A 13048-nucleotide genomic window follows, 5' to 3' on the forward strand; every position below is an offset into this window, starting at 1 on the left:
TATTTTAAAGCAAATCCTCCCTTCAATAATAAAAACAATTTAGTTTAAGTCATAACTAGTATAGATTATTCTATATACCATGTAAATAATAATTTATTAATTCATCTGCAGAAATAAAAAATTCTAACTAAAATTATGCTAATAATGACAATTAACAACTTATATGATATACTTAAGTTGTTAATATAAATTTTATAATACGAAGCAGGAGGTAATTTACAAATGATTAAAGTGGCACTAATAGGTATTGGAAAAACGGGAAAATATATAGCCGATGAAATCTTAAAGCAGGAAAATATGGAAATTGTATCTGCAATCTGCAGTCCTGAAAGTAAAAAAAGCGGAATAGGCCTTGGAAATCTACTTGGAAACAATAAATCTAAAATAAAGATATCCACCTCGGATAAGCTTGAATCCATTATTTTTGAAACCAAGCCCGACATAGCTGTAGACTTTTCAACTCCTTCAGCAACAATAAAAAACATCTCTACCTTATCAAATATGAAAATAAATATGGTAATAGGTACAACGGGATTTTCTAAAGAAAATACTGAGATGTTTCAAAATATGGCTTATAAGTTCAATACAGGCATAGTTTATGCCCCAAATATTACTCTAGGTGTTAATGTAATGATGATGCTTGCCAATATTGCAGCAACCATATTAAACAATTATGACTTCCAAATTTTAGAGATGCACCACAAAAATAAAAAAGATATCCCCTCGGGAACTGCACTCAAACTCCATAATGAAATAAAAAATGGTCTGCAGATATCCGGTATTTTTAACAAGGCAATACCTGTCAATGCCATACGTACCGGAGGTGTTGTAGGAAAACATGAAATTCTGATAACTGGTAAAAACGATCAAATAAAGATAAGTCATGAATCATTTTCAAGAAGAGCTTTTGCATCAGGAGCTGTTAATGCAATAAATTATATTTACAAAAAATCAGGATACTACGAAATGAAAGATATACTGGATCTTAAAAAAATATTGACTGGATATATTAATTCATTAAACAGTGTAACATGTTAATAAAAAGTCAAAGCCTTAAAGTTTATTGATGAACTAACATTATGAGTGATATAATATATTTGTAATATATTATTTATGCTTGGGGGAATTTGAATTATATGCATTTTAAAAAAATAGATATGTCCAGCTGGCCTAGAATAGAACATTTTAAATACTATATTAACAATATAAAATGCAAATACAATATGAATGTAAATATAGAAATAACTGATCTATTGTCTGAAATACGAAAAAGAAATCTGAGATTTTACCCAACTTTTATTTATATAGTTTCAAAAGCAATAAACCAGAACATGGAATTTCGTATGTCTTACAACGGTGATGATGAACTTGGATATTGGGATTACCTCAATCCAGTTTATACAATATTTCATGAGGATGACAAAACATTTTCCGATATATGGACTGAATTCTCTGATGACTTCTCTAAATTCTACACAAATGCTGTAACGGATATGGAAACTTACAAAAATGTAAAGGGAATTAAAGCAAAACCAGATCAGCCTGAAAATTTTTATCCGATTTCAGCAGTACCATGGGTTAGCTTTACCGGATACAGCAGCATATCCTTAGATGAATCAAAAATGCTGTTTCCCGTTATCACCTTTGGCAAATATTTTAAGCAAAATAAAAGAATGATGATACCCTTTTCAATGTTGATAAATCATGCAGTCGCAGATGGATATCATACATGCAAGTTAATCAATGATATTCAATATTATGCTAAACACATTAATAACTGGATAGAAGGTTAATATGCAACAAAACCAATTAATTTTCCCGGTCTTTATCTTTGATAGATTCACATTACTCACACCAACTTTTTCACTCAGCTCATTTTGCGATCAGCCATAACTCTATCCAGTCTCAGTATAATTGCCATGCTCTATCTATAAATTTCAGTTCAAGAAGTACAACATATTTGCCTGTAACCTTGCCGAGCACTTTATGATTTAATTCATGATTTCTCAGGGTATTTGAATCCTGATCCATATGATAATCACAGAATATGCAGTTTCCCCATGAACATCCACTTCCCCTTAACAGGACCACTTCTCTGGCCAGTCTTTTCGTGACTTGTCCATATCTTTTTGATACCCTATAACCTGCACTATATCTTTATTTAAATCATACTTTAGAATTTATCTATTGTATTTTTATACACATCATCCATAAGACTATCTGGAATTATACTTTTCCCACCAATAATTTTTACATTATGAATCTTATCAATATTACTTTCAATATATTTTTCAACTTCATTTACATTATTGTTACCAACAATAAATATTGGGCTGCTTGTATTCCCTAGTCCATCAGCAAAGCTCTTATCTGAAACAACATATACGGTATTAAAATTAAACTTATCTTTATATTGGTTTAAAACTCTATTATTTAAATCTGCACTATCATTTCAGTGATAGCATCAGCATAATTTAAACCATTTACTAATACTGCATAATAAGATTGATTCCAATTATTTTGTGATAATTTAGCTGAAGTTTCAAATCTATTTTGTCCATATATTCTGGTATCATGTAGACCAGTATCACTAGCGGCTTCTACATTATCTATCTTACATAAATATCCACTAAAACTTATAACCATTATACCTATAATAATAAAAATATTCTTTAACTTTTTATACAATGCAACCCCTTCTCTCATAATTCTTTACCTAAATCATAGCATAACATAAAAAATATTCCAGCTTATTTTTTACAGGCATAAAACACAACTGAATAAGTCTTTTCAATCGTTCTGTTCTACCATTCTATGACTGTTTGAATAATTCTAAAAGTTATTGGCATATACATAGTTTAATATTACCATATTCCTACTATGTACAACAAATAAGAATAAATTAGACTTTATAACCAAAACCTATGATACTATAACTAATATAAACAAGATTTGATACTATGAGAGCTAAAAATGAATTTCGGAGGATGTTCAACCTGAAGTGATATAGTTCTAATTATTTGCATTGTCATAGCCATTTGTTTTAATAGCTGTTGACTTTTATTTATACAAGTCCATAGTGTAAGCAGTCAGTTTTATATACCGACTGCTGTACCCTTATATCAAACTTCCTGTGAAGTTTTCTCTGGTGAATCCACTTTTTCATCATTTTCCTTTGGCTTGACAACCTGTTCTTTTACCACCATTTCCTTTTCAGCAATTAAATCCTCTATCTTTTCTTTCTCAAACATCAATTCTTCAAGACTCAATTCTTCATAGGGCCTGTCCGAATGACTGTCCACTGCTATCTTGTGCTTTTCAATAAAATCATCTACCTTTACCTGATTTTTCTTATACACATAATATGCTGCAGCAGATACTCCAACACCTGCAGCAAATCCAACCAAATGTTCTTTTGTAATTATCATTTTAAATTCCTCCCTATAATCTTAAAAAAATCATTTCCTCTTTATATTTCAATCCTTCCAATATATCACCATGTTTTAATGAAATATTTTTTATTCTGTTCATCATGGAGGATCTATTGTGGCCTACTACACCTAAAACATGCCTTATTATGTCCTCTAAAAATTCAATGGAAGTATAACCTCCACCCAACGGATTAAATTCCTTTACTGCCACATCATAATAACTTTCATTTTCCCTGCCGCCTGAAACTTTGAATGCCTGAATGGTTACATTGTCTGAATCAATGGAAACAAGATGTCTTGCAAAAGTAGCTATCCAGGTTAAAGTGGAAGCCAACAGAATGTTATTTTTTGAAAATTCTCCGAGAAGATATATAATGGATACTGCTTCCGGATGCGGTGTCCCGGAAGACCTTGTCTCGTTTACAGCATGTTTTACAACAGACAGCAAAGTACTCAAACCTGCATTGTAATTCAATATCCTGTATATACCGGGTTTTGTATCTATCATCCTTGAAACCCAGGAGAGAAACAGAGACATTAGAGTATAATTGTCTATTCTGCTAAAAACAGTTTTGTTTTTAGCAACAATCAGATTTATGGGTATCATTCCAAACTCCACAGAAAAATATATCGCTATCCTCAACATTATTTCAACAGCATCGATTTCAGATGGATTATAGTATACCAGAATTGATCGTGAAACGGGATTAAATGCTATATTTTCAACCCCTGAATGGCTTGAAATTTCCTTCACCATATTTTCTATTTTTATGGGAGGTCTGGAAGTTTTCAACCTCAGGCGTCCAGGCAGATGATGTACAAGATTTATACTACAATTTATCATATTACCTTCTACCTCCTTCAAAATCATAGAATAAAAGCCTTCCGGAATTCATAACCACAAGTATTGTTGTAAGGTTATGCAGTACTGCTCCCCAGAATACAGGGAGTACGCCTATTGCTCCAAGAAATAGCCCTACTGTATTCACGCCAATGGTAGTTGCAAAATTTTGCTTTATTATTGACATTGCCCTTCTCGAAATAACTACAGTCGATGGAATCAAAAGCGGGTTGTCACTTGTTATCGTAACATCTGAAGCCTCCATTGCAATATCTGTCTTGGTGCTTCCAATGGACATACCTATATCTGCAAATGCCAGTGCAGGTGCATCGTTTATTCCATCACCCACCATTATCACTTTAGAACCACCACTCTGGCAGTTCAATATATATCTTGCCTTGTCCTCTGGAAGAAGTTCTGATTCATAACCATCCATGGCCATTCTACTTGCAACGGCTTCAGCCTGATAATTCAGATCTCCTGTAAGCAGTTTCACATCATCAAACCCAAGATATCTAAGCCTGTTTATTGCTTTTTTCATATTTCCCCTTACAGTATCGTGTACTCCAAGTATTCCAATTATATTATCATCTCTTGATACAAACAGCACATTTTCTCCTCTATCCACAAGTCGGTTTGCTTCATTTTCAATATTTCCTAAATCAATATTATTTTCATTCATAAATTTTGCATTTCCAACTCTTATTACTTTTCTATCTACCCTCGTTTCTATACCTCTTGAAATATGGACAACGGGCTCGGTATGCTCTGGAATAGTCCAGCCGGATTTCTTGATTTTTTCCAGAATAGGATGTGCAAGAGGATGTGTAGAAGTCTCCTCTGCTGCCCCTGCAAATTCAACAAGCTCCTTCTTGGACAAATCACCATTTGCAATTATGCTCACAAGTTTCGGTTTTCCCTCGGTCATGGTACCTGTCTTGTCAAGAATTATAGTGTCAGCCTCAGACATGGTTTCAACTATATTTCCACCTTTAAGCAGTACACCGTTTTTTGCCGAGGTGTGTATCACCGCTGACAATGCAGTTGCTGTAGACAGTCTTACACCACAGGAATAATCTATTATAAGCATATTAAGTGCCCTCGTTATGTCCTTTGTAGACATGTATACAATTCCGGCCAAAATGAAATTCAAAGGTATAAGCTGTGCGGAAAATTTATCTGCATATATTTGAATTTGTGCTTTGTTATTGGCTGCATCATCTACCATATTTATAATTTTTGAAACAGTAGTATTGCTTCCAATTTTTTCAGCCCTTACAAGTATACTTCCCGATTTTATTATTGTGCCTGCAAATACACTATTACCAATGTTTTTACTCTTCGGCATGAACTCACCTGTAATCATAGACTGGTCAATCACGGCAGATCCCTTTACGATAGTACCATCTATACTTACTTTATCACCGCTCTGATGCAAAATTATATCTCCTATTTCAATCTTCGAAGAAGGTATGTTTACAAAATTGCCGGACGGTTCTCTTTTCCATACGTTCTTTTCACCTGTATCCAGCATATCTTTTACTGCCTTCTTTGTTTTATTCATGGTACAAACTGTCATATATTCTGCAATGTCAGATAAAAGTATGGTTGTCAGTGCGGAAAACCCTCTTCCCGTCATTAACGCCACAATTATGGAGGTGGCTGTAAGAGTATCTGCATTCGGCCTTTTTGCTTTAACTATGGATTTTATACCACTTTTTATAATGGGTCTTGATAAAAACAAGCTTAAAATAGAGGATACATTCGTAAACCGCGACAAAAATCCTATGCCGGAAATAAGTTCAATGTCACCCGTAAGCCTGTGGGTTGCAAGTCCACCTATAGTTACAGCAAGTCGCTTTAGCAGTTCATCACTGTTTTCATTATCCAGCCTTCTTTCCTCTACAATCATTTTACTTCTTTCTTTTTTTTCTTTTTGATAGGCTGGTATGGAATAATCTGCGATAATGGATTCAATAATTTCTCTGACTTCATCTGCATCTACAACCTCAAAATCATAGTATACAAGAACTCCTGAAGTTATAACTTCAACATTTGCCCTGTTTATATAGGAAACATTTCTAATATTTTTCTCTATATCCTTTCTGTATTTCAAAAGATATTTCACTGCCCTGCATCGTATTCTAATCCTTCCCCTGATACTATGTACTATACTGCACTTTAGCAAAGGTCTTTCTTTCCTCATAAAATTATCACCTCACTTGCTGTCTAAAAATTGGACATTTTCTTTTATCAGCTGTTCAATACTAATTTTACTGTCCTGGAGCTTGTCCATATTAGATGCAACACTGCTAACCACATGATCCACTATATTCATTATCTTTTTTTCATTCAATACATACGGATCATATAGAATCAAAACACTTCCCGTATACAGATTTATTTCTACAGAGTTAATTCCTCTCACCAGCTTCAGCAATCTTTCCATGTCACTTTTTTTAAGATTTGCCTTGTTCAGATAAAGTCTTGAATTTGGTATGTTTACCCTAATACGCCCCTTGATACTGCTCACTATTTTTACTTTAAAAAATGTCATCAAAATCTTTGTACTTAAGCTCATTTCCAATCCTTTTAAAAAAATGACTTGTAAGCCCAATAGAGCATGCTGTATGGATTTGGCTTTATGTTACTTTTTTCAAAAACTATTTTTTTCAAGGAAAAATATGTAAGAAACAATGGGATCAAAGCAGCAAAATTCAAGGCTCCTTTTGTCTGTTTATACACTGAATAATCAAAGGCTTCTTTAAGTCGCCCTATTTCTTTTGATATTAAAGGCTCCTTTTGTTCTTCTATTATTTTGTCCAAATCAAGTATCTTTATTATTATTCCTGTTAAAATTTCAGGTGTAATATCCTGGTCAACATCATAACTTATTACTATTGAACATGTTTTAATATTTACAAAAATACTTTTAATGGATTTTACATTTTGAAGAATAGCTGCTATCTTTTCTTTTGATGAATCTTTATCTTTTATAGAAGGCACATAAAATCTAACCCTTCCAGGAATCAAATGTCTTATTTCAACCACATCTCTAATTCCTCCAATACAAGGTTCAGTCCTTCCATTTTTACAAATACTTTTCCCTAAAAATGCACCGGTCAGTATTCCAAACAAAATGCGACTATTTTTCAAAAATTTCACCTCCTCCATATTTATACTGAACAGATAAAATATGCTGATAAAAATAATATACCATATATGATATTGATTATCAATATCATATATGGTATAGCTGTGATAACCTCTAAATTTTTATCTTATGAATACTATTCAACTACTACAGCCGTTCCTGATGCTGTAACCATAAGCATATTCCCCCCCTGGCCAAGTACTTCATAGTCAATATCCACTCCAATAACTGCATTGGCTCCCACAGCAGTCGCTCTCTCCTGCAATTCCATAAGAGCCTCTTCCCTGGCCTGTATGAGCTCACCCTCATAGGATTTTGAACGTCCGCCAAAAAAATTGGTAAGTCCTGCCGCAATATCCTTGACTATATCTACACCAGAAATTACTTCACCAAAAATAATACCTCTGTATTCAACTATTTTCCTGCCTTCCACAGTGTTTGTTGTCGTCACAATCATCTCATTACCTCCAATTATTATTTTAATCAAAATATTTCATGCTTGTTTTCTTAAATTCACAGGTACTGTATAATATTTCATAATCAGAAATACCAATTTCTTTTGAAATTTCTTCAATTACCTTTTCACAGTCACCCTTTGTATTCCCATGAATCATGGTAAATATATTGTATGCCCAATTTTCAGGTACAGACCTCCTATAACAGTGGCTCACCTCTGTAAATATCGTCATGGTATCAACTGCCTCTCTGATTTTCTCCTCTGGAACCTTCCATACCACCATTGCATTTGCCATAAATCCGGCATTCCTATGATTTAAAACAGCACCAAATCTTCGGATGACACCCCTATTCAATAATTCTTCAATTCTTTTAAATAATAAATTTTGGGAAATTCCCAGCTCCCTGGATATTTGCTTATACGGTTCCGGTACAATGGGAATTTCCCCTTGAATTTTTCTAATGATATTTATATCTAAAGCACTCAGCATATGGATTACTCCTTAACAACAAAACTTGCCTTGATTTTGAATACATCTACTGCAGGTAATTCGAGTATTTCTTTAATACCTGTATATTCCTTGACACTTTTTAAAAAACTTCTTATATCCTTTTGTGAGGGTGCTATAACTGTAAACCATATATTATATGGATTGTCTCTCTCATAATTATGGGTAACACCCTTATAACCATTTATAAACTTTACTACTTCACATACCCTGTCATGCGGTACCTTCATGGCACATAAAAGGCTGAAACATCCTAATTTCCTCGAATCCAGTATTGCCCCTATTCTTCTTATATACCCCTCACCCTTCAATTTGTTGACTGTATCAATAACCTTTTTTTCAGTAATATTCAGTTTACGGGCAATTTTTAGAAATGGTCTGTCATCAAGTGGAAATTGCTCCTGCAGCAGGTTGAGTATTTCAGCACTTTCACTGTCCACTGTTTACTTTCTCCTCTTCTACATTCGAATATGAGCACCATATATCTTCAGCCATAATGTCACCATTACTGTAAAAAGCCGCCCGTGCCCTGCATCCTCCACATATCTTTCCATAGCTGCAGCTTCCGCATTTTCCTTTATAATTCGAGGTTCTCAATTTTTTTAATACTGAATTTTCACTCCATATCCTGCTAAATGGAATCTGCCTTATATTGCCTACGGAAGCATCCATATATGGACAGGCTTGAACATCTCCACGCGGACTTATAATACAGTAACTTGTTCCAGCGAGACATCCCTTTCTAAACCTGGTTTTGACATTATTCTCAACTGCAATTCTAGTGAACTGGGGGGCGCAGGTCGGTTTTAATTCTATAGGCACTTCTTTCTGCCTCAACATTATATTCTTTAAGGTTCTTTCATATTCTTCCCTGCCCAACATCTCATTTTCTATATTAATTCCCCTTCCTGTAGGTACCAAAAAAAATATATGATGGGCGGATGCTCCAATATTGACTGCAAAATCAGTTATATCTGATATCTCATCCTTATTCCAGTTCATTACAGTGGTATGTATTTGAAATGGCAGTCCAACCTTTCTGCAAACTTTCATTCCAGCAACTGCTTTATTCCAGCCATTTTTATAATTCCTAAAGGTATCATGTTTTTTCATATCCAGACTATCCAGACTTATTCCTATCCCCATTGCTCCTGCATTCTTTAATTTCACGGCTGTTTCAGCTGTTATAAGAGTACCATTGCTTCCCAAAACCGTCCGAAGTCCAATTTCTGATGCATATTTTATCAATTCATAGATATCCGGACGCATAAGGGGTTCTCCACCAGAGAAAATCATCATTTTAAACCCCGCCTTGACTATTTCATCAAGAAGTGATTTTCCCTCCCTGGTATTCAGCTCGTTCTGAGCTTCCACGCCAGAATTTCTATAACAGTGTTTACAATACATGTTACATTTATTTGTAGTATTCCAGGATACAATCATAAAAAATCCTCCCTAAACTATTTCATCATCAGTCAGATAACATGCTGGATCTGACTCCCAGAAGTCTCCAGTTACAGCCTCTGCCCTTGCCCTGAAATTCCCATTGCACATATCAATCCACCTGCAACTGCCACATCTTCCCTTGAGCAGTGATTTTCTTTCCTTTAATCCTTTCATTATGGGATTTGAAGTATCTGTCCATATATCTCCAAATTTCCTGTTCCTTACATTTCCGAAGATATACTGCTGTGTAAACTGATCAGGGTGAACATTTCCTCTATAGTCTACATTTGCAATGGCTATTCCTGAACGATTCCCGCCGTTAAATTTTATCATCTGAAGAATACTATTTGCAAGTTCAGGGTACATATCTCTTATTCTTAAATAGAGATACACTGAATCCGCATGATTGTCTACGGTAAGTATTTCCACACTATCTTTCAATTCAATGGCCTTATCCATAATTAATTTCATTGCTTCTCTTGCCTGATCATGCGATATATCGTCATCAATCATAGAGCTTCCTCTTCCTGAATATACCAGATGATAAAAACATACACGGTCAATTTTCTCATGTTCAATAAGATAAAATATATCCTCCAATTGATCGTAATTATTTTTGCTTATAGTAAATCTCAATCCTACCTTTTGGCCTGCCTCCCTACAATTTCTGATTCCACTTAACGCCCTATGGAAAGAACCCTCTACACCTCTGAATTCATCATGTTTTTTTCCAATTCCATCAAGACTTATACCTACATATCCCACTCCATACTGTTTAAACTTATTTGCAGTTTCTCTGTCAATAAGAGTACCATTAGTTGAAATGGTACTTCTAATACCACACCGGCTGGAGTATTGAAGCAGCTCAAATAAATCCCCCCGCAAAAGAGGTTCACCTCCTGAAAATATCAGGACAGGAACCTTGAATTCTTTAAGATCAAGAATAAACTTCTTTGCTTCACAGGTATTAAGCTCATTTTTATACACTCTGCAATCAGAATTTTCATAACAATGCCTGCATTTCAGATTACAGGTTCTAGTACAATTCCAGACAACTACAGGTCCTCTTCCTGTACTGACGCCATTTTTTTGTTTGCTGGCTCCTTCTATGTACCTTAGTTTGTCTCCAAAATTCTCAGTTTTACACAATAACTTGGATATTCCTATCATGACTTTAACTCCCTACAATCCTAAAAATTATTCATTATGGTAATTAGTATAACATCAATTCGAAAAATTATTTATAAGTTTACTAAAATTTAACTTTCCTAATTTTATCATTATCGGATTTTATTCTTATTTTATTAATAAAAGCAGAATTCTTGAATATATTTTTAAACACGAAATATCCTAAGACCATTACAATCAATTCGCCCACAGCCTGGGTAAAAAAAGTATAGAAGAAAGGAACTTTATACAGTACATGAAGCTCTTCCGCTATAAAAGCACTTCCCAGAACCGGCCATATAATTGAAACAGCCATACTCCTTGTTTTCCACATGGCATAGGTAGCTAAAAATGTGGCAAAACTTCCTACAAATACGTCCACTATACTAAAGCTATAAAAATTTGCCACTGCACAGCCTATAGTCAGCGATATTATGTAAAATGGATCTATAAAGGCAAGAAAATTGAGCATTTCACTTATTCTGAATCCTATGGGTCCCCAATAAGAAAGCTGCCCAAGTGCAATAGTTGAAACTATGTATATTGCAGCAACCACAGATACTTTTACCAGTTTATTTGTTCTACTCATCTATTTTTCCCCCAACTCCATCAAGATCTGCATTACATCTTTGATCTATATCGTCCAATACCTCAACACGACTGTAATAAGCAACCTGAAGGATTTTAAACAATCTACTATTATAAAATTCCTCTATAAGTTCATTGTCCCTTTTTACTCCAGTCGTATTTTCACAGAATATATTTATTGTAACCCTTTCAAAATACTTCAATGCAAATCTCACATCTTCCTCCAGTTTTTCAATGCTCTGACCTTCCATACCAAAAAGAAGATTTACCCAGTCAAAATTTTTAAATTCCCATGGCTTTCTATTTCCTATGCCTTTGTTCAAAAAATTTTCCCTATAAGCTATGTCAAAGCTTTCAGCCCCCACTATGAATTTCAATTCCACAGGTGTAAATTGCTCTCTGAATAACTTTATATCATCTTCATATTTTACATGGCTCTCCATAACAAGCTGTCTTATATTCTTTTCCCTGCACAATTCGATTAGTTCAAATACAGTAACTGCATCCAGCTCACTGGCACTTCCTGAATTCATGACTTGAAGCACACCATATTTTCCTGTAACCTTTTCAAGTACTTTATGATTTAATTCATGATTTCTCAGGGCACTTGAGTCCTGATCCATATGATAATCACAGAATATACAGTTTCCCCAGGAACATCCGCTTCCTCTCAACAGGATCACTTCTCTAGGCAATCTTTTTGTAACTTGTCCGTATCTTTTTAATTTTGACAACTCAATCATCATATTCCTCCCTGAACTCGAAATCGATCCTGGCACGAAAAAAAGGCAGAGATATTCTCTGCCTTAAGTAAACTATTTTTCATAGTTAATTCCATAGTTTTGTTTATAGACAGGATTGGTTTTCGAACTGTCATATGTAATTTTACGAGTACTATTATATATTATAAAGTCTGTAAAATCAATACTTTCCGGAAAATCTTATTTTTTCATTTCTTATTTGCATATTTCTATTATATAAACTTCTGATATTTTAACAAGCAGACTGTAGCTCAATTACAAATTTAGAAGGATACTCAGCCATTTCGTTTATTACATTTCTAAATACATTTCTAAAAATATTTATTATTTCCTGATCTGAACAAGAATATTTAATGTCAAAACTAAGCGTATTATTAATAATAAAGGAGCTTATTATAGTAACGTATTTATAAGCTTCAATTCTCGGTGGGATTTTCTCAATAAACTGATTAATCAACATATTAAAATTTTTAAAATTAGTTATTATCTTACACATAGCCAACTTATTATCCATTTCTATTCCCCCTACTACATCATCTAAATCATATTTTAATTTTTCATTGTTAAAATACACTTATATTTATATTAAACTTGTATAAAAATATTTTTCAATTTATAATCAGTCCCAAATTTAGGAAGAAGCATTTATGAATATGGAATCATTCAGATTAACAAATAATCTACAGGAATAGGCT

The 13048-nt window shown here is 33.8% G+C and carries 17 protein-coding genes and 1 pseudogene; 2 read left to right on the top strand and 16 right to left on the bottom strand.

Annotated features, from left to right (window positions below; all coding sequences use genetic code 11):
• The first annotated feature begins 222 nt into the window (after window positions 1-222).
• The gene (dapB, locus tag ACSVC9_RS08270; protein WP_446897021.1) at window positions 223-1038 is read left to right on the top strand and encodes a 4-hydroxy-tetrahydrodipicolinate reductase; all 816 of its coding nucleotides are present in this window, start codon (window positions 223-225) and stop codon (window positions 1036-1038) included.
• A 98-nt stretch (window positions 1039-1136) separates the two neighbouring features.
• Complete coding sequence (locus tag ACSVC9_RS08275; RefSeq protein WP_446897022.1) at window positions 1137-1793, top strand: CatA-like O-acetyltransferase; 657 nt, start codon at window positions 1137-1139, stop codon at window positions 1791-1793.
• A 15-nt stretch (window positions 1794-1808) separates the two neighbouring features.
• On the opposite strand, the pseudogene ACSVC9_RS08280 reads toward ACSVC9_RS08275, so the two are convergent.
• From ACSVC9_RS08280 to ACSVC9_RS08355, 16 genes and pseudogenes are all read right to left on the bottom strand, one after another.
• Window positions 1809-1921 (bottom strand): annotated as a pseudogene (locus ACSVC9_RS08280) (helix-turn-helix domain-containing protein); the annotation flags it as partial.
• Window positions 1906-2031 (bottom strand): hypothetical protein, encoded by a 126-nt coding sequence (locus ACSVC9_RS08285; RefSeq protein ID WP_446897023.1) that lies wholly within the window; start codon window positions 2029-2031, stop codon window positions 1906-1908. The pseudogene ACSVC9_RS08280 and the gene ACSVC9_RS08285, both read right to left, overlap by 16 nt.
• Window positions 2032-2433: 402 nt before the next feature.
• Window positions 2434-2688 (bottom strand): cell wall-binding repeat-containing protein, encoded by a 255-nt coding sequence (locus tag ACSVC9_RS08290; protein ID WP_446897024.1) that lies wholly within the window; start codon window positions 2686-2688, stop codon window positions 2434-2436.
• A 434-nt stretch (window positions 2689-3122) separates the two neighbouring features.
• Window positions 3123-3428, bottom strand: coding sequence for a hypothetical protein (locus ACSVC9_RS08295; RefSeq protein WP_446897025.1), 306 nt, complete (start codon window positions 3426-3428; stop codon window positions 3123-3125).
• Between the two features lie 13 nt (window positions 3429-3441).
• Complete coding sequence (locus ACSVC9_RS08300) at window positions 3442-4275, bottom strand: hypothetical protein (RefSeq protein WP_446897026.1); 834 nt, start codon at window positions 4273-4275, stop codon at window positions 3442-3444.
• A 1-nt stretch (window position 4276) separates the two neighbouring features.
• On the bottom strand, window positions 4277-6478 hold the full coding sequence (locus ACSVC9_RS08305) for a heavy metal translocating P-type ATPase (protein WP_446897027.1): 2202 nt from the start codon (window positions 6476-6478) through the stop codon (window positions 4277-4279).
• A gap of 12 nt (window positions 6479-6490) precedes the next feature.
• Window positions 6491-6853: an HMA2 domain-containing protein gene (locus ACSVC9_RS08310; protein ID WP_446897028.1), complete on the bottom strand. Its 363-nt coding sequence runs from the start codon at window positions 6851-6853 to the stop codon at window positions 6491-6493.
• Between the two features lie 11 nt (window positions 6854-6864).
• On the bottom strand, window positions 6865-7428 hold the full coding sequence (locus tag ACSVC9_RS08315) for an HMA2 domain-containing protein (protein WP_446897029.1): 564 nt from the start codon (window positions 7426-7428) through the stop codon (window positions 6865-6867).
• Between the two features lie 134 nt (window positions 7429-7562).
• Entirely contained in the window at window positions 7563-7883 is a 321-nt protein-coding gene (locus ACSVC9_RS08320; RefSeq protein ID WP_446897030.1) for a putative heavy metal-binding protein, read from the bottom strand.
• A 22-nt stretch (window positions 7884-7905) separates the two neighbouring features.
• Window positions 7906-8373, bottom strand: coding sequence for a siroheme decarboxylase subunit beta (ahbB, locus tag ACSVC9_RS08325; RefSeq protein ID WP_446897031.1), 468 nt, complete (start codon window positions 8371-8373; stop codon window positions 7906-7908).
• 5 nt (window positions 8374-8378) lie between these two features.
• Window positions 8379-8831 (bottom strand): siroheme decarboxylase subunit alpha, encoded by a 453-nt coding sequence (ahbA, locus tag ACSVC9_RS08330; RefSeq protein WP_446897032.1) that lies wholly within the window; start codon window positions 8829-8831, stop codon window positions 8379-8381.
• Window positions 8821-9834, bottom strand: a complete 1014-nt coding sequence (gene nirJ2 / locus ACSVC9_RS08335; RefSeq protein ID WP_446897033.1) for a putative heme d1 biosynthesis radical SAM protein NirJ2 — start codon at window positions 9832-9834, stop codon at window positions 8821-8823. The genes ahbA and nirJ2 overlap by 11 nt, the downstream gene beginning before the upstream one ends.
• 12 nt (window positions 9835-9846) lie before the next feature.
• Entirely contained in the window at window positions 9847-11007 is a 1161-nt protein-coding gene (nirJ1, locus tag ACSVC9_RS08340; protein WP_446897034.1) for a putative heme d1 biosynthesis radical SAM protein NirJ1, read from the bottom strand.
• A gap of 82 nt (window positions 11008-11089) precedes the next feature.
• The gene (locus ACSVC9_RS08345; protein ID WP_446897035.1) at window positions 11090-11593 is read right to left on the bottom strand and encodes a QueT transporter family protein; all 504 of its coding nucleotides are present in this window, start codon (window positions 11591-11593) and stop codon (window positions 11090-11092) included.
• Window positions 11586-12335 carry a hypothetical protein gene (locus ACSVC9_RS08350; protein ID WP_446897036.1) on the bottom strand — a complete coding sequence of 250 codons (750 nt, stop codon included), beginning with the start codon at window positions 12333-12335 and terminating at the stop codon, window positions 11586-11588. The genes ACSVC9_RS08345 and ACSVC9_RS08350 overlap by 8 nt, the downstream gene beginning before the upstream one ends.
• A 250-nt stretch (window positions 12336-12585) precedes the next feature.
• A complete protein-coding gene (locus ACSVC9_RS08355) occupies window positions 12586-12867 on the bottom strand; it encodes a hypothetical protein (RefSeq protein WP_446897037.1) in 282 nt (93 codons plus the stop codon).
• Window positions 12868-13048 lie beyond the last annotated feature (181 nt).

The sequence above is a fragment of the Clostridium sp. LBM24168 genome, from assembly GCF_052953915.1.